General features: G+C 41.3%; 17 protein-coding genes and 1 other annotated feature. Of the genes, 16 read left to right on the forward strand and 1 reads right to left on the reverse strand.

Features of this window, described 5'->3' with window-relative positions; translation table 11 throughout:
- The first annotated feature begins 78 nt into the window (after positions 1-78).
- From polA to CSV64_RS03610, 12 genes are all read left to right on the forward strand, one after another.
- Positions 79-2,703 carry a DNA polymerase I gene (gene polA / locus CSV64_RS03555; protein ID WP_099632827.1) on the forward strand — a complete coding sequence of 875 codons (2,625 nt, stop codon included), beginning with the start codon at positions 79-81 and terminating at the stop codon, positions 2,701-2,703.
- Positions 2,704-2,713: 10 nt separating this feature from the next.
- Complete coding sequence (gene mutM / locus CSV64_RS03560) at positions 2,714-3,586, forward strand: bifunctional DNA-formamidopyrimidine glycosylase/DNA-(apurinic or apyrimidinic site) lyase (RefSeq protein ID WP_099632828.1); 873 nt, start codon at positions 2,714-2,716, stop codon at positions 3,584-3,586.
- Between the two features lie 12 nt (positions 3,587-3,598).
- Positions 3,599-4,201 (forward strand): dephospho-CoA kinase, encoded by a 603-nt coding sequence (gene coaE / locus CSV64_RS03565; RefSeq protein ID WP_099632829.1) that lies wholly within the window; start codon positions 3,599-3,601, stop codon positions 4,199-4,201.
- Positions 4,202-4,320: 119 nt separating this feature from the next.
- Positions 4,321-5,343: a glyceraldehyde-3-phosphate dehydrogenase gene (locus CSV64_RS03570; RefSeq protein WP_099632830.1), complete on the forward strand. Its 1,023-nt coding sequence runs from the start codon at positions 4,321-4,323 to the stop codon at positions 5,341-5,343.
- A gap of 116 nt (positions 5,344-5,459) precedes the next feature.
- Positions 5,460-5,927 (forward strand): transcriptional regulator NrdR, encoded by a 468-nt coding sequence (gene nrdR / locus CSV64_RS03575; RefSeq protein WP_099632831.1) that lies wholly within the window; start codon positions 5,460-5,462, stop codon positions 5,925-5,927.
- Between the two features lie 33 nt (positions 5,928-5,960).
- A complete protein-coding gene (locus CSV64_RS03580) occupies positions 5,961-7,322 on the forward strand; it encodes a replication initiation and membrane attachment family protein (protein ID WP_099632832.1) in 1,362 nt (453 codons plus the stop codon).
- 1 nt (position 7,323) lies between these two features.
- Positions 7,324-8,265 (forward strand): primosomal protein DnaI, encoded by a 942-nt coding sequence (gene dnaI / locus CSV64_RS03585; RefSeq protein WP_099632833.1) that lies wholly within the window; start codon positions 7,324-7,326, stop codon positions 8,263-8,265.
- 103 nt (positions 8,266-8,368) lie between these two features.
- Positions 8,369-8,599 (forward strand) — a binding site (T-box leader).
- A gap of 46 nt (positions 8,600-8,645) precedes the next feature.
- Entirely contained in the window at positions 8,646-10,580 is a 1,935-nt protein-coding gene (gene thrS, locus CSV64_RS03590; protein WP_099632834.1) for a threonine--tRNA ligase, read from the forward strand.
- Between the two features lie 542 nt (positions 10,581-11,122).
- Complete coding sequence (infC, locus tag CSV64_RS03595; protein ID WP_099629673.1) at positions 11,123-11,677, forward strand: translation initiation factor IF-3; 555 nt, start codon at positions 11,123-11,125, stop codon at positions 11,675-11,677.
- A 38-nt stretch (positions 11,678-11,715) separates the two neighbouring features.
- Positions 11,716-11,916 carry a 50S ribosomal protein L35 gene (rpmI, locus tag CSV64_RS03600; protein ID WP_085131191.1) on the forward strand — a complete coding sequence of 67 codons (201 nt, stop codon included), beginning with the start codon at positions 11,716-11,718 and terminating at the stop codon, positions 11,914-11,916.
- Positions 11,917-11,958: 42 nt separating this feature from the next.
- Positions 11,959-12,318 carry a 50S ribosomal protein L20 gene (gene rplT / locus CSV64_RS03605; protein WP_029052910.1) on the forward strand — a complete coding sequence of 120 codons (360 nt, stop codon included), beginning with the start codon at positions 11,959-11,961 and terminating at the stop codon, positions 12,316-12,318.
- Between the two features lie 79 nt (positions 12,319-12,397).
- Positions 12,398-12,688, forward strand: coding sequence for a DUF1294 domain-containing protein (locus CSV64_RS03610; RefSeq protein ID WP_099633016.1), 291 nt, complete (start codon positions 12,398-12,400; stop codon positions 12,686-12,688).
- Positions 12,689-12,731: 43 nt separating this feature from the next.
- Here CSV64_RS03610 and CSV64_RS03615 read toward each other — a convergent pair whose 3' ends face one another.
- Entirely contained in the window at positions 12,732-13,112 is a 381-nt protein-coding gene (locus CSV64_RS03615; protein ID WP_099632835.1) for a sigma-w pathway protein ysdB, read from the reverse strand.
- A 93-nt stretch (positions 13,113-13,205) separates the two neighbouring features.
- Here CSV64_RS03615 and CSV64_RS03620 point away from each other — a divergent pair, with 93 nt between their 5' ends.
- The 4 genes from CSV64_RS03620 (at position 13,206) to CSV64_RS03635 (ending at position 17,270) form a co-directional block, all read left to right on the forward strand.
- Positions 13,206-13,691, forward strand: coding sequence for a dUTP diphosphatase (locus tag CSV64_RS03620; RefSeq protein WP_099632836.1), 486 nt, complete (start codon positions 13,206-13,208; stop codon positions 13,689-13,691).
- A gap of 122 nt (positions 13,692-13,813) precedes the next feature.
- Complete coding sequence (locus CSV64_RS03625) at positions 13,814-14,302, forward strand: helix-turn-helix domain-containing protein (RefSeq protein ID WP_158232974.1); 489 nt, start codon at positions 13,814-13,816, stop codon at positions 14,300-14,302.
- A 270-nt stretch (positions 14,303-14,572) separates the two neighbouring features.
- Positions 14,573-15,556 carry a zinc-binding dehydrogenase gene (locus CSV64_RS03630; protein WP_099632838.1) on the forward strand — a complete coding sequence of 328 codons (984 nt, stop codon included), beginning with the start codon at positions 14,573-14,575 and terminating at the stop codon, positions 15,554-15,556.
- A gap of 34 nt (positions 15,557-15,590) precedes the next feature.
- The gene (locus CSV64_RS03635) at positions 15,591-17,270 is read left to right on the forward strand and encodes a formate--tetrahydrofolate ligase (protein WP_099632839.1); all 1,680 of its coding nucleotides are present in this window, start codon (positions 15,591-15,593) and stop codon (positions 17,268-17,270) included.
- Positions 17,271-17,346: the final 76 nt, after the last annotated feature.

The following is a 17,346-nucleotide window of genomic DNA, read 5'->3' on the forward strand; positions in this document are numbered from 1 at the left end:
TTCGAGTTGCCAAACGTGGTAAACTAGATGAAAATGACGTTTTTTTATAGTGACGAACATGAAGGAGTGGGATGAATTTTGACGAAAAAGAAAGTCGTCTTATTGGATGGTAACAGCTTAGCCTATCGTGCATTTTTCGCTTTACCTTTATTAACGAATGAAAAAGGTGTTCATACAAACGCGGTATATGGTTTTACTATGATGTTAGAGACCATCTTAGCGAATGAAAAACCGACGCATGTGATCGTAGCTTGGGATGCAGGCAAAACAACTTTCCGCCACAGTACGTATACAGAATACAAAGGCGGACGTCAAAAAACTCCACCAGAGCTATCGGAGCAGTTCCCGTATATTCGTAAACTAATTGAAGCATTCGGCATTACGCAATATGAACTCGATTTATATGAAGCTGATGATATTATCGGGACGTTGAGCAGAGAGTGCAGTGATGCGGAAGCAGAAGTCGTCATCATTTCGGGAGATAAAGATTTAACACAACTTGCGAATGATCAGACGACCGTATGTATTACTAGAAAAGGCATTACCGATCTTGAAAAATATACACCAGCACACATCGAAGAGAAATATGGTATTGCACCATTGCAGATCATCGACATGAAAGGTTTGATGGGCGATGCATCCGACAATATCCCAGGTGTACCTGGAATTGGTGAAAAAACAGCACTGAAATTATTGAAGGAATATGGTTCAGTAGAAGCTGTCTATGAATCGATCGATCAAATCACAGCAAAGAAAATGAAAGAAAATCTCGTGAACAATAAAGACCAAGCGTTCATGAGTAAAGAACTTGCAACAATTGAAGTTCACGCACCGATTACGGTGTCATTGAATGATTTGGACTTTGTTGGACGTAACGAAGAAGAAGTTATACAACTATATAAAGAATTACAATTTAAATCATTGCTTGAAAAGATGGATGTATCTGTCGAAGTTCAACCACTAGAAGAAATCGCTGTTCACACAGTGGAGGAAATTACTTCCGAGATGTTGACGGATACGATGTCTGTGCATGTCGAAATCGATGGAGATAATTATTTATCTCAAGATATTTTAGGTATAGGTCTGTCGAATGAAACAGATACGTATTTCATTTCTACGGAATTAGCTACATCGTCTGACCTCTTTAAAAACTGGATTGCAGACCATGCAACGCGTAAATATGTTTCAGATTCTAAATCAGCCTATGCAGCGATTGCACGACTTGGCATGGAGCTAAATGGTGCAGAATTCGATCTTATGCTGGCGGCGTACATCGTCAATCCTTCATTCTCAACAAATGAAGTCTCAGAAATTGCTCGTTCATTTGGCTACCATGGGGTAGAAAGTGATGAAGCGGTCTATGGCAAAGGAGCTAAACGGACTGTACCAGCACCTGAACAACTGGCTAATCATACAGCGAGAAAAGCACATGCGGTATGGGAGTTGTATCCTGTAGTCTCGAAACAGTTGGAGGAAAATGAACAGCAAGACCTGTTCCATGACCTAGAATTACCGTTAGCAAAGATTCTCGGAAAAATGGAAGTAACCGGTGTGAAAACGGACGTAGATGTGCTGAAAACGATAGGCGAGCAGTTATCGGAACGTCTGGCAGTCATCGAAAAGACGATCTATGAAATGGCTGGCGAGAAATTCAATATTAATTCGCCTAAACAACTCGGCGTCATTTTATTTGAGAAAATCGGATTAACTCCTATTAAGAAAACGAAGACGGGTTACTCGACAGCTGCGGATGTGTTAGAGAAGCTCGAAAGCGAACATGAAATCATTCAACACATTTTACTATACAGACAGCTCGGCAAATTAAATTCCACATATATTGAAGGACTAACGAAAGAAATTCATGAAGACGGAAAAATCCATACACGTTTCCAGCAAGCCTTAACACAGACGGGAAGATTGAGCTCGATCAATCCCAACTTGCAAAATATCCCGATCCGTTTGGAAGAAGGACGCAAAATACGTGCAGCATTCATTCCATCTGAAACAGAATGGATTATGTTTGCGGCCGACTATTCACAAATTGAATTGCGTGTACTGGCACATATTTCGCAAGATGAAAAATTGATTGAAGCATTCCGTCAAGGTGCGGATATTCATACGAAAACCGCCATGGATGTGTTTGGTGTGAAGCAAGAAGAAGTCGATAGCAATATGCGTCGCGCTGCAAAAGCGGTCAACTTTGGTATCGTCTATGGCATCAGTGATTATGGATTATCACAAAGTTTAAATATTACTCGTAAAGAAGCAGGGGAATTTATCGATACGTATTTAGCGAGTTTCCCAGGCGTCAAACAGTATATGGATGACAGTATTATTGACGCTAAGCAAAAAGGCTATGTGACAACACTATTGAAACGTAGACGGTATTTGCCGGATATTACGAGTTCGAATTTCAACTTGCGTGGCTTTGCTGAACGTACAGCGATGAACACGCCGATTCAAGGAACGGCGGCAGACATCATTAAGCAAGCAATGATCGATATGGATGCCAGACTCGAAAAAGAAAATATGCAAGCACGAATGCTACTACAAGTGCATGATGAGTTGATCTTTGAGGCGCCTATGGAAGAGTTGGAGAAACTAAAAGAAATCGTACCGGAAGTCATGGAACAAACGATTCAACTCGACGTTCCGTTGAAAGTCGATTGGAATTATGGCAAGTCTTGGTACGAAACGAAGTGAGTGAATATACATGCCAGAATTACCGGAAGTAGAAGGAGTGGTGCGAGACCTTGCGCCACTCGTGGAAGGGCGTACGGTGAAGCAACTATCTGTATCGGATACCGTCGTCATTTCTAAAACAGCTGGAAAAGAAACGATTATTAAAGGAAAATCTGTAGACGACTTTCTTCACGGCATGGAGAACATGCAAGTCGAGAAAATTGTGCGTCGCAGTAAATATATTTATTTTCATTTATTGAAAGAAAATCAACCATACTTGCTCGTCAGCCATCTTGGCATGACGGGCGCTTGGTTTGTCGTAGATTCTCCTGACGAAATTACAGAAGAGAAATTCCGCAAGCATGCGCATGTCTTTTTAGAAATGGAAGATGGCGGATTACTAGTCTACTCGGATATACGAAGATTCGGCGAAATGCGTCTTTTGCAATCTGAAGAAGATTTTCCTCCTTTGTTAGAGATGGCACCAGAACCTTTTTCTGATGAAGCACTACAACATTTTTTATCGATGGCAGAAACTCCGAAGTATAAAAGAAAACCGATCAAAGAAGTCATCATGGATGGCAAAGTAATTTCGGGATGCGGCAATATTTATGCTACAGAAGCGCTGTTTCATATGAAGATTCATCCGGGGCGCTCAGCGGAGCGGATCAGCAAGAAGCGCAAAGTTTTATTGTTTGAAGAAATTGTACGTGTTTTGCAAGAAAGTATCGATGCGGGTGGCAGTACAATATCCGACTATCGTTCAGTTAACGGCAACGCGGGCACGATGCAAGATCGACTGCATATGTACGGTAAAAAAACATGTTTAGCATGTGACACACCGACTAAGAGTAAGCAGATTGCGGGCAGAACGTCTGTCTATTGTCCAGCTTGCCAAAAATAAGGAGGGATGAACGTGATTATCGGATTAACAGGAAGTATAGCGAGCGGGAAAAGTACTGTAGCCAATATGTTGCGTGAAAAAGGTTACCCTATTGTCGATGCGGATGTAATCGCGAGGGAAGTGGTGGAGCCAGGCAGTCCATTGCTTGATAAAATAGAGCAGACATTCGGTCAAGAGGTATTACGGGAAGATGGCACACTCAATCGCGAACAGCTTGGTGCGGTTATTTTTGGCGATGAAGTGAAGCGACAACAGTTAAATGAATTGATGCATCCTGCAATCAGAGGGCGAATGGTCAGTCAGAAAGAAGAGTATTTAACGCAAGGCTATGAAACGGTCATCATGGACATCCCTTTACTGTTTGAAAGTAAGCTTCAGGACTATGTGGAGAGGATTGTCGTGGTTTCTGTTACAAAGGAAATTCAAAAGCAGAGACTAATGGCACGCAATGAATTAACGGAAGCAGAAGCAGATGTCAGAATTGCATCGCAACTGGATATGGACATCAAAGAACAAGGCGCTGATGCGGTTATTCACAATAATGATACAGTGGAAGAAACCGAAAAGCAGCTAGATACAATCCTTGAAAACTGGCAAGCTGTACCGAGATCATGAGCGTGGAGAATTAATTTGTAAATTTAATGTGTAATAGTGTTGGCATAATGATAAAATGTGTTATACTAATGAACGATTAAGGATATAAAGTATAACATACATGCAGGAGGATCCCTTTAATGACTACAAAAATTGCAATTAACGGACTCGGCCGTATTGGACGGATGGTATTCCGCCAGATTATCAAGGAAGACGATGTTAATCTAGTAGCTGTCAATGCGACATATCCAGCTGAAACGATTGCACATCTCTTGAAATACGACTCCACACATGGAGTGTTCGATGGTGAAATCGTAGCGGAAGAAAACGCGATCATTGTTAACGGCAAACGTGTACAATTAATTACTGAGCGTGACCCTTCGAAATTGCCTTGGAAAGAACTTGGCGTAGATATCGTTATAGAATCAACAGGTGTATTCAACTCTCGTGACAAAGCAGCACTTCACTTGGAATCCGGAGCAAAGAAAGTAATTTTAACAGCTCCAGGTAAAAATGAAGACGTAACCGTTGTAATCGGAGTGAATGACGACAAATTAGATGTGAACAAACATAGTGTAATTTCTAATGCTAGTTGTACAACCAACTGTCTAGCCCCCGTTGCCAAAGTATTGAATGATGAATTCGGTATTGTAAACGGCTTAATGACAACTGTACACGCATATACGAATGATCAGAAGAACCTGGACAACCCTCATAAAGATTTGCGCCGCGCGCGTTCTTGTGGAGAGTCCATCATTCCTACTTCAACAGGTGCTGCAAAAGCGTTGTCTCTTGTACTCCCTGAGCTGGAAGGGAAGATTCATGGTTTGGCATTACGCATCCCGACACCGAATGTTTCCCTTGTGGACTTGGTAGTGGACGTTGAAAAAGATGTGACGGTTGAAGAAGTGAACAACGCGTTCCGTAAAGCAGCAGAAGGCCCGATGAAAGGCATTCTTCGCTTTACTACAGAACCTCTTGTATCGATTGACTTCAATACGACTACAGAATCTGCAACACTTGATGGACTTTCTACCATGGTCATGGGCGATCGTAAAATCAAAGTGCTTGCTTGGTATGATAATGAGTGGGGTTATTCAGCACGTGTTGTGCAATTGGCGAAAAAAGTCGCTGCTGCATTAAATGACAAAGTAACTTCTTAATGAATGAATCAGCACTTCATCTTACGGGATGAAGTGCTTTTGTATGTCCGTTTGTTGTTGTCTGGATAGTTTCTGTTATAATGAAAAGTACTAATGAAAATGCGGAGGAACTAACTATGTTATGTCCAGCTTGTCACTATAACGGAACACGTGTAATTGATTCGCGGCCAGCGGAAGAAAACCGCTCCATTCGACGAAGACGTGAATGCGAAAAATGTAGTTTTCGTTTCACGACATTTGAAAAAGTAGAGCATTCTCCGCTAGTTGTCGTAAAGAAAGATAAGACACGGGAAGAGTTTAGCAGTGAAAAATTGCTAAGAGGATTAATTCGCGCGTGTGAAAAACGTGCGGTTCCGATTGAACAATTAAAAGATATTGTCAGTTCTATCGAAAAAGAACTAAGAAGCTCAGGAAATGTCGAAATAGATTCTGAACAAGTAGGAGAAATGGTGATGGAACGACTAGTGGATGTCGATGAAGTAGCGTATGTACGATTCGCGTCTGTCTACCGACATTACAAAGACATCACAGTCTTTATTGACGAGTTGCAACAATTGCAAAACAGGAAAGATGAACAAGAGTAAGATGTTGATCTAGAAGGGGAGGCGATTGTTAAAATGCTTTATACAGAGTTGCAGCCTGTCGATTCCTTCGAAGTGAAATTAGCACATCCGTTCTCTGCGTATGACCGACAGATGCTCACGCTATTTTACCAGCCACTTATCGGTCCTGAAGCGGTCAGTTTGTTTATGACACTTTGGACAGATGCGGAGAGCAGAGAACCGCAAGAACATACCCACTATTATTTAATGAATATGTCTTCTTTCCCACTTCAAGCCATTTTTGAAGCGAGGATTTCATTGGAAGCTATTGGGTTATTGCGTACGTATAAGAAGAAACAAGAAATAGATAAGCGGTCTTTCCTTTACGAATTATTACCGCCTCTCGATGCACCTTCTTTTTTCAGTGATCCGCTCCTATCTACATTTTTATTCAGTAAAATCGGAGAGCAACCCTATCGTCAGTTGCGTGCCCGGTTTTTAGAGGAGCCTATTGCGAAAGAGGAGTATCAAGATATATCACGGACATTTTTAGATGTCTATAAACCAGCAAGAGGCGATCAAGCGATGGAATTGACTGCAGGAATGCAATTTCAAGGAAAGAGTGAACCTCCAGGCATACCGTTTTATGTAGCAAATTTTAATTTTGATTTATTTTATAACGGTCTTTCAGAACAAATGATCCCTAAAGCTTCGTTACGAACTATTTCTCAGGAAATGATTGCGATGCTAGCTTTTTTGTATTCACTCAGTCCGCTTGATATGCAAAAGGTCGTGATGATTGCAATGGATGAAAATCATCAGCTGACAGAAGAAAAAGTTCGTAAGGCGGCTGCGGAGTTTTATAAGATGAATACGTCAAAACAACCACCTAAATTACAGTCGGTGTTTACACAGCCGGTAGTCGATGAAGTGCCAAAAGAGAATATGAGTCGTGACGAAGAATTGCTATTCTATTTGGAACATACACCACCGAAAGAGATGTTACGCAAAGTCAGCAAAAAAGAACCATTCCTTGTAGACATTCAACTTGCAGAGCGGTTAATCAATCTGCATAAATTCCCAGTGGGTGTCGTCAATGTTTTGCTACAATATGTAATGCTACGTAATGATGGCAAAATTACGAGCAGTTTTGTGGAACGAATCGCTTCTCATTGGGCGAATAAACAAGTAAACGATGCGAAAACCGCTTTGAAGCTATCACGAGAAGAACATGATCAATACATGAAATGGCTTAAAGAAGGAAAGCAGTCGACGCCTAGAAATCGAAAGCCAACAAGAGAAGAAAAAGTTCCCGAATGGTTTTCAAAGCGTGATAAAAAGAGTAAGAAATCCGAAAAACCTGATGACTTCAATGTGGAGGAAGAACGCCAGAAGTTATTGAAAGAATTGGGGATTCAAGAATCAGAGGTGAAGTAATATGGAACGAATTGGGGATGCGATGAAACGCGTAGTGAATGCTCCTTCATTAGCTCAAAAATACGACGAGCTTAAAACGGAAGTTATGGAAGATCCGTCTGTACAACAATTTATTAACGATCATTCTGATGAAGTCAATACAGAAGTGGTCAATCGCAGCCTAGGGAAATTATATGAATTCACAACAGCATCCCACGCTTGTGAGCGCTGTCCGAATCTCGAAGGGTGTATTAATGTCATGAAAGGCTTTGAGCCGAAACTAGTCATAGCACAGCGCCTAATTGATATTGATTACGTAGTCTGTCCTACTAAACAGTTGGAAGATGAACGTAAAAACATCTCGAGAATGGTGAATAGTATGTACATGCCTAAAGAAGTGATGGAAGCACGTCTAGCTGATGTGAATTTCCTGTCAGAGGATAGTCGCGTGGTCGTGATGCGGGCTGCTAAAGATTTCTTGAATCAAATCGATTCTGCCGGTAAGGTTCCTGAAAGGGGATTCTATCTATTCGGTAATTTCGGTATTGGTAAATCCTTCATTTTAGGTGCGTTGGCGAATGAATTAGCCACTCGACGTGTACAGACTGTTGTCGTCTATGTGCCGGAATTCCTGCGTGAGATGAAGCAGTCTATTCAAAACCAAACATTGGACGAAAAAGTGGAATTTGTGAAGCGAGCTCCTGTCTTGATGCTCGATGATATAGGGGCAGAAACAATGTCAACATGGACACGGGACGAAGTGCTTGGCACAATCCTACAGTACCGTATGGCGGAAAAGCTACCCGTATTCTTTACATCCAACTTTAATTATGATGAATTAGAACATCATCTCACAACGAGTCAACGTGGGGAAAAAGAGCCTATTAAAGCTGCACGAATTATGGAAAGAATCCGCATGGTCAGCCAGCCATTTAAACTAGGTGGGGAGAACTGGCGGGATTAATCTTCCCTTATAAAATTGCTTTATTGAAAGAATTACTCGATTACACTTGCAATTATGCTCAGACTTTTCTATACTATTACACAGTTCAACATTCATAAAATGTTAAAATGCATCGAAGAGGACAATAATTTATTTTTCACCTATCCAGAGAACAGGGGCTTGGCTGAAACCCTTGTAGGCAGAAGATAAATTTACCACCTCCAAGCAGCATCAGTGAAATGAAGTAGCTGATGACGGTAGCGGCCCGTTAGCCGATCGAAAGCTTCGGTCTTTTCGCGTTTTTGCGAATGGAAGGAAGAAGGGTGGAACCACGAGCTCAAGCCTCGTCCCTTTAGGGATGGGGCTTTTTTGCGTTCAAAAAAAGAAAGGGAGTCATACACATGCCAGAAAATATTCATTTAACATTTCCAGATGGAGCAGTAAAAGAATTCGAGGACGGCGTCACAACAGAAGAAATTGCAGGCTCCATTAGTCCTGGATTGCGTAAAAGCGCATTGGCAGGAAAAATTGGAGATCAGCTGATCGATTTGAAATCACCAATCCATACAGATGGAGATATTAGTATCATTACGCCAACATCAGATGAAGCATTGGAAATTCTGCGCCATAGTACGGCTCACCTTTTGGCACAAGCCGTCAAACGTAAATTCCCAGATGCGAAACTTGGAATAGGGCCTACTATCGAAAATGGATTCTATTATGATATCGATTCACCTACACCGATTACAGCTGAAGACTTACCTGAATTAGAAAAAGAAATGAAACGCATCATCGGTGAAAACTTGCCGGTCATTCGTCACGATGTATCCCGCGCTGAAGCCGAAAAACGTTTCAAAGAAATAGATGATGAATACAAATTGGAACTTCTTGAAGCAATTCCTGAAGATCAACAAGTGTCCATTTATGAACAAGGTGAATTCTTTGACCTATGCCGTGGTATTCACGTCCCGTCTACAGGTAAACTAAAAGAATTTAAATTGTTAAGCATTGCAGGAGCTTATTGGAGAGGAAACTCTGATAACAAAATGCTTCAGCGTATCTACGGAACAGCTTTCTTCAAAAAAGACGAGCTGAAAGAACACTTGCGTATGCTTGAAGAAGCGAAAGAGCGTGATCACCGAAAAATCGGTAAAGAATTGAATCTCTTCACGAATTCACAAAAAGTTGGACAAGGTCTTCCGTTATGGTTGCCAAAAGGCGCTACCATTCGCCGTGTAGTAGAGCGTTATATTGTAGATAAAGAAGAAAGACTAGGCTATCAGCACGTCTATACTCCGGTACTGGGAAGTGTAGATCTCTACAAAACTTCTGGTCACTGGGATCATTATCAAGATAGCATGTTCCCAACAATGAGCATGGATAACGAAGATCTTGTTCTACGTCCAATGAACTGTCCTCACCACATGATGATTTATAAAAATGGTATTCATTCGTATCGTAACTTGCCACTCCGTTTGGCAGAACTCGGCACAATGCACCGTTATGAAATGTCTGGAGCACTTTCAGGTCTCCAGCGTGTACGCGGAATGACATTGAACGATGCACATATCTTCGTGCGTCCAGATCAGATTAAAGAAGAGTTTAAACGTGTGGTCATGTTAATCATTGAAGTATATAAAGACTTCAATATCAAAGATTATTCATTCCGTCTATCGTATCGCGATCCTGAAGATACAACGAAATATTTTGATGACGATGAAATGTGGGAACGCGCACAAACGATGTTAAAAGAAGCAATGGATGAGATGGAGCTTCCGTATACAGAAGAAGAAGGCGAAGCAGCATTCTACGGTCCGAAGTTAGATGTCCAAGTGAAAACAGCAATCGGCATGGAAGAGACACTTTCCACTGCACAACTGGACTTCTTATTACCTGAGCGCTTCGACCTTACGTACATCGGAGAAGACGGCAAGCAACATCGTCCAGTCGTCATTCACAGAGGTGTCGTATCGACAATGGAACGTTTTGTTGCCTTCTTAATTGAAGAATACAAAGGCGCGTTCCCGACATGGTTAGCACCGATCCAAGTAGAACTCATCCCAGTATCACCTGACGTTCACTTTGATTATGCAGAGAGCGTTAAAGAAAAACTGACAATGGCAGGCTTCCGAGTAGACGTAGACAGCCGTGATGAGAAGATTGGTTATAAAATCCGTGAAGCACAAGTACAAAAAGTTCCATACATGCTTGTACTAGGAGATCGTGAAATGGAAGCCGGCGAAGTCAACGTTCGTAAATACGGTGAACAAAATTCTGAAAGTATGTCATTCGACGCGTTCCTTGAGTTAATCAAAGAAGACGTGAAGAAAGACTAAAAGAAGAAATAAGTACCTTGCATCTGTTTTTTTAGGAATGCTTTCCACTTATTACACAAGGCTTTATGCGGTAGGCGTAGCGATGAGCCAGACAAGAGTTCATCTTGTCTGGGTTCAATCGCGTTAACCAGCCGCAAGCGTTGAAGTGGGGTTAAAGCTGTTATTTATTCCGCATTTCTAAAGTGTTTAAAATAGTAGTTGCAATTCAATTTAATATGCGCTATACTTAAAAAGTTGAATTAATTCAAACATAACCTGTGCATCCAACCATGAGATCTACAGAGTTATTGACACTTGATACTAAAGATGTTATTATTAATAAGGTTAACTGAATACAGTTTGTGGTATAAGAAGAGGCTACCCGCTTCTCACCTGATCGACGCAATGAAGTTGTTGCCAGGTTAGCACAATAAGTTTATATCTATGCGTACTAGCATAGTATACTTACGCGGGTAGACAAATCATATTTGTCTACTTTTTTTATTTTGTAAAATGGATAGACCTATGGGACTTTGAAATCGGAATTTCCGATATACCAAAACATGTATTCACGAGACAATATTCGGAGGTGGATTACTATTAGCAAAGACATGTACGTAAATGATGGTATCCGAGCACGTGAGTTGCGACTAATTGATCACAACGGCGAGCAACTCGGTATCAAAACACGTAATGAAGCTTTAGAAATTGCTGCTCAAGCAAACCTGGACTTAGTTCTTGTTGCTCCACAAGCGAAGCCCCCAGTAGCTCGTGTTATGGACCATGGAAAGTTCAAGTTCGAACAGCAAAAGAAAGAGCGTGAAGTACGTAAGAATCAAAAGATCATCAACGTAAAAGAAGTACGACTTAGCCCTACAATTGATGAGCATGATTTCCAAACGAAACTTCGTAACGGAATCAAGTTCCTTGAAAATGGGGATAAGGTAAAAGCTTCGATTCGTTTCCGCGGTCGTGCGATTACGCACAAAGAAATTGGCCAACGAGTACTTGATCGCTTTGCAGAAGCTTGTAAAGAAGTTGCAACTGTTGAAGTAAAACCAAAAATGGAAGGTCGGAGCATGTTCTTAATACTTGCCCCACTTGCCGAGAAACAGTAACAGTAAGAGTAACACGAACAATTTAGGAGGAACAGAACATGCCAAAAATGAAAACTCACCGCGGTTCCGCGAAACGTTTCAAAAGAACTGGATCTGGTAAATTAAAACGTGGCCGTGCTTACACAAGTCACCTATTTGCTAACAAATCTACGAAGGCTAAGCGTCACTTACGTAAGTCTTCACTAGTTTCTTCAGGCGATTACAAGCGTATTCGCGAAATGCTAACAAACATGAAGTAAGACCGAACACACACTTATAGGATAAGCAGGAGGTAATGCACTATGCCACGCGTAAAAGGTGGAACAGTAACGCGCAAGCGTCATAAAAAAGTATTGAAATTAGCAAAAGGTTATTTCGGTTCAAAACATAGACTTTATAAGGTAGCAAACCAACAGGTAATGAAATCTTATAACTATGCTTACCGTGACCGTCGTAACAAAAAACGTGATTTCCGTAGACTATGGATCACACGTATCAACGCGGCTGCTCGTGTGAATGGTATTTCATACAGCACATTAATGCACGGCTTGAAAGTAGCTGGCATCGATGTTAACCGTAAGATGCTTGCAGAACTTGCAGTGACAGATGCACCAGCATTTGCACAACTTGCAGAAACAGCAAAAAAATCTGTAGCAAAATAAGATGAACCAAAATCCACTTTCGTTTTCATTCTTATATGGAAATGAAGGTGGATTTTTTTCGTATGGAGGAATGGCTGAAATGGCGCAAACTCTATTGATTTATATGGTCATCCTGTCACTCTGGGCATTTGGGGCAATGGGATACGATAAAAGACAAGCTCAAAAGAAGAAGCAACGTGTGCCTGAGCGAAACTTATGGCTACTAGCATTGCTTGGCGGTGGAGTAGGTGCGTACTTTGGCATGCAATTCTTTCATCACAAAACAAGAAAGACCAATTTCCGTATTGGATTTCTTCTTCTGATGATGGTGGATATTGTGTTGCTACTTGCTATATATGGTGTGAAATTGCCAACGACAATGACATTTTGATATAAAAAAGCGGAAATAGCTAGTCTTAGCTATTTCCGTCTACTCAAGAATTCATTAATTGTTCAATGGGGTTCTTCCAATTGATCTCGGCATGAGGATAATTCGTCCGTACTTCGGATTCAAGGAAATGAAAGTCCTCTTTCGTCATACCTTGTAACTTTGCCTCATTTTTCACCCAAATGAAAATGGAAACAACATCAAAGGAATCAGTCGTGGTGCCTAAATATTTCTCACCTTCAAACATCGCACCTTTATACGTAATAAAGAAGTTTTTACGGATGTTTTTAATGTCATCATAAAAATAATATTGTTCTTTTTCATACGCTTCGTCCAGCTTTCGCTTAGCGTCTGTCAAATAGCGAATTCCGGCATAAAATAAATAAATCACAAGTGCTATAATAAAGACGCGGATCAATAAAACCATGAAATCAGCTCCTGCAAACGATATAGTACTTTACTATACGGATGAGCATGAGAAAAGGTTTCATTTTATAATAAAATGGTGGAGGGAATTTGAATGAAATTACATCAACTATTTGAAATGCAAAGAGCGCTTGATACATATATTCAAAAAAATCATCAAACGAATGAGACGTTTACTGAAAGAGGTTTGGCATTAGTAGTCGAACTTTCCGAGTTAGCTAACGAAACACGTTGTTTTAAATTCTGGAGCACAAAAGGTCCATCAGCAGATGACGTCATTTTAGAAGAATATGTAGATTCTATTCATTTCTTATTGTCTTTAGGAATTGAAAAAGGCTTTGAAGGATTGGAAGAATGGCCAACAGGCGAGGCTACAGATCAAAATCTGACACAACAATTCATTCAAACAGGCCAAGCTATTTATGCATTTTTGGATTCATTAACATTTGAAGATTATAAAAAAATCTGGGTGAATTACGGTGTACTTGCGAATACGCTCGGATTTACTGAAGAACAAATTATTCAAGCTTATATTGATAAAAATGAAGAAAACTACGCACGTCAAAGAAGCGGCTATTAACTGGTATCATTCACTTTTTAGTAATTTTAACTATAGTAAAAATTTCATAAATAAATAAATTGACAAGAAGACTGTTTTGATAATAAAATTAATACAATACAGGTCATACAGGGGGTATTTCGTTGAACGAATGGAGTAAGGATGATTTTGGATTGCGTTTGAAAGCACTGAGAGAACGTCGGGGACTATCGATGATGGCATTTGGCGCGGCAATCGGCACATCGGCTAGCCGAATTAAAGATTGGGAACGTGGCAAGAACGCACCGTCCGCTGCATGGATCGCTAAAATTTCAGAGCGTTTTTCTGTTTCTACCGATGAGTTAATTATGGGGGAGGTAACATTTACTCCATATTTTAAAGCGACAGGTAATACAGTAGAATCACTCTATGATCGTCTACGTGAAACGATGAATGTCGAATCCTCTGGTAAATGGCCAACAGAAATTGATGAGCTATATGCAGAAATCGACGTGGTGAATAAAGAGAAGTATCGCAGCGGTAAAGGACGTCGATCAGCTGAAAAAGAGCTGATGGAGTTAGCTATCCGTCTTCCTAAGAAAGATGTACTAGAACTACTCGAGCTTGCTAAATATAAAAGACGTACACTATAAAACGATGTCCCTTGAAGTAATTATACTTCGAGGGGCATCGTTTTTACATAGACCTGACGTTTAAAAATATAAGTGGGATAAGCATGGAGAGTACGAAGGGATGGAAGCTCCAGAAATCGCACCCTCCGAAGCGCAAATCCCCACCCTAACATCCCGTCAGCCACACCCTTTATTCCCAAATAATTATTAATCAAATAGCGTGAAATGTAGGAAAATAGAAAGAAATGCGTTATGATAGAATCGTAGATAAACCCAAGGAGGATGAATTGATTGAAAGCATTCGTTCATGAAAATGGTGTGTTGCACTATACAGATATCGCCGATCCCTCGGCTGGAAAAGGTGAAGTAATTGTCGCATTGAAAACAGCAGGACTCAATCGACGTGATACGGCTATACCCAAACGACGTGGGGACGCTAAAGAACCATTGGCATTAGGCTCAGACGGCGCAGGCACGATCGAATCAATCGGAGAAGGTGTAACCGGTTGGAATGTTGGAGATGAAGTCATTATCAATCCAGCACTTCGATGGTTCGAAGAAAGCGATGCGCCACCGGCTGAATTTGATATTCTAGGTATGCCAGATCATGGTACGTTTGCTGAAAAGATTTGCATATCTTCAGAACAGCTAGAGAAAAAGCCATCACATCTTACATGGAATGAAGCTGCAGTCATCGCTCTAGCAGGGCTTACAGGTTATCGAGCATTGGTGACGAGGGGCCGTATAGAAGAAGGACAAACCGTCTTTATTCCTGGAGCAGGAAGTGGAGTCGCGACCTATATGATTCAATTTGCGAAGAAAATGGGAGCGCGTGTTATCGTATCTTCAAGAAGTGAAGATAAAAGAAAACACGCAATAAAAATTGGTGCAGATGTAGCACTTGATACGAATAGTGATTGGCCAACCGAACTAAAAGATGAACATGTGGATCTTGTGATTGAGAGTGTGGGAAGAGCAACATTCAATCGTTCTCTTGAAATTCTTAAAAAAGGTGGTCGGATCGTAGTGTTTGGTGCAACGACAGAAGATACCGTCGAACTGAACTTACGCGAATTCTTTTATGGTCAGTATTCGTTACTAGGCACTACGATGGGAAGTCGTGAAGAATTACGGGATATGTTAGCGTTAGTTGAAGAACATCAAATTCATCCTGTGATTGATTCAGTGATCCCTCTTGAAAAAGCAAATGAGGCATTTACTAAGCTAGATGACAGTGTACAATTCGGTAAAATCGTTTTAGCCATTTCGAATTAAACAATATAACCGGTATAGAAAGGCAGTGGAAGTAGTGACGAAAGAAGTAAAGACACTGACGGATTTGGAAATTGCTTCAAAAGCAACTATGCAACCCATTGAGGATATTGCAGATAAAGCAGGAATTCCATTGGATGCACTAGAGCTATATGGTAAGTACAAAGCGAAAATCAATGTAGACCTCATTCCAAAACAAACTTCACAAGCCAAAGTTATACTCGTAACTGCTACTAGTCCAACACCGGCTGGAGAAGGAAAATCGACAGTGACTGTTGGTCTTGGCGACGCACTTTCCCGTTTAGGTAAGAAAACAATGGTTGCATTACGTGAACCTTCATTAGGACCGGTAATGGGGGTCAAAGGTGGAGCGACGGGCGGTGGCTTCTCACAAGTACTGCCTATGGAAGACATCAATCTGCACTTCACTGGAGACCTTCATGCCATTACGACGGTAAACAACGCATTGAGCGCTATGATCGATAACCATTTGCATCAGGGGAATGTGTTACACATTGATCCTCGCCGCATTACATGGAAGCGCGTCATGGATATGAATGACCGTGCGCTTCGTCATGTGACGATTGGTTTAGGTGGGCCGTCACAAGGCGTGCCACGCGAAGATGGCTTCGATATTACAGTTGCATCCGAAATCATGGCTGTATTCTGTCTGGCGACTAGTTTGCAAGACTTGAAAGAGCGCTTGTCCGATATCGTGATCGGCTATACGTATGAAAAAGAAGCTGTGACTGTGCGTGATTTAGGTGTAGAGGGTGCGTTGACGCTTCTGCTTAAAGATGCATTCAAACCCAATCTCGTCCAAACGATCGAAGGTACGCCAGCTTTAATTCACGGTGGACCGTTTGCAAATATTGCGCATGGTTGTAATTCGTTGATCGCAACGAATACAGCCCGTAATCTGGCTGACTATGTCGTGACAGAAGCAGGATTCGGATCGGATTTAGGCGCAGAAAAGTTTATGGACATTAAAGCGCGCATCGGTAAATTCCAACCGGATGCAGTCGTTCTTGTGACAACGATTCGTGCGCTCAAAATGCATGGCGGAGTAGCCAAGCAGGAATTAAAAGCTGAGAATAGTCAAGCTGTAGAAAATGGTTTAGTCAATTTGGAAAAGCATGTTGAGACGATTCTATCGTTCGGAGTGCAGCCTGTCGTCGCGCTTAATCGTTTTGTAGGGGACTCCGATAATGAATTGCAGAAAGTCCAGAAGTGGTGCCAAGATCATGACGTGAAAATGGCTTTAACTGATGTCTGGCAAGACGGTGGAGCAGGCGGGGAAGCATTGGCGAAAGAAGTCCTAAAAGTGATGGAAGAGCCAAATAATTTCGCACCGATCTATGAAGTAGAGCAATCAGTAGAAGAAAAACTCACAGCGATTGTTCAAAAAGTATATGGTGGCACAGGCATCGTATTGACCGATCAAGCAAAGAAAGATTTAGCCGAAATCAAAAAGAATGGCTGGGATCTATTGCCGGTCTGTATGGCGAAGACTCAGTACTCGTTTTCCGACGATCCAAAAAAGTTAGGACGTCCGACAGATTTTTCCATCACAATCCGCAATATTTTACCGAAACTGGGTGCAGGATTCTTAGTTTGTCTAACAGGCGACATCATGACTATGCCTGGTTTACCAAAAAAACCGGCAGCACTCAATATGGATGTCGATTCGGCCGGTAATGCGAAAGGGTTAATGTGATAACATCCTTAGAAGAGAAATAAAGAAGCGAAGAGCCATTACGGCTTTTTGCTTTTTATCAAAAGTTGATTTATAA

The sequence above is a fragment of the Sporosarcina sp. P32b genome, assembly GCF_002743335.1.
Lineage (GTDB): Bacteria > Bacillota > Bacilli > Bacillales_A > Planococcaceae > Sporosarcina.

Bases quoted from the DNA above. Each gene is read 5' to 3' on its own strand.
- CSV64_RS03620 (WP_099632836.1), top strand. From the start codon at position 13,206: ATGAAATTACATCAACTATTTGAAATGCAAAGAGCGCTTGATACATAT.
- rpmI (WP_085131191.1), top strand. From the start codon at position 11,716: ATGCCAAAAATGAAAACTCACCGCGGTTCCGCGAAACGTTTCAAAAGA.
- CSV64_RS03580 (WP_099632832.1), top strand. From the start codon at position 5,961: ATGCTTTATACAGAGTTGCAGCCTGTCGATTCCTTCGAAGTGAAATTA.
- CSV64_RS03570 (WP_099632830.1), top strand. From the start codon at position 4,321: ATGACTACAAAAATTGCAATTAACGGACTCGGCCGTATTGGACGGATG.
- CSV64_RS03615 (WP_099632835.1), bottom strand. From the start codon at position 13,112: ATGGTTTTATTGATCCGCGTCTTTATTATAGCACTTGTGATTTATTTA.
- dnaI (WP_099632833.1), top strand. From the start codon at position 7,324: ATGGAACGAATTGGGGATGCGATGAAACGCGTAGTGAATGCTCCTTCA.
- rplT (WP_029052910.1), top strand. From the start codon at position 11,959: ATGCCACGCGTAAAAGGTGGAACAGTAACGCGCAAGCGTCATAAAAAA.
- mutM (WP_099632828.1), top strand. From the start codon at position 2,714: ATGCCAGAATTACCGGAAGTAGAAGGAGTGGTGCGAGACCTTGCGCCA.
- infC (WP_099629673.1), top strand. From the start codon at position 11,123: ATGTATTCACGAGACAATATTCGGAGGTGGATTACTATTAGCAAAGAC.
- CSV64_RS03610 (WP_099633016.1), top strand. From the start codon at position 12,398: ATGGCGCAAACTCTATTGATTTATATGGTCATCCTGTCACTCTGGGCA.
- thrS (WP_099632834.1), top strand. From the start codon at position 8,646: ATGCCAGAAAATATTCATTTAACATTTCCAGATGGAGCAGTAAAAGAA.
- nrdR (WP_099632831.1), top strand. From the start codon at position 5,460: ATGTTATGTCCAGCTTGTCACTATAACGGAACACGTGTAATTGATTCG.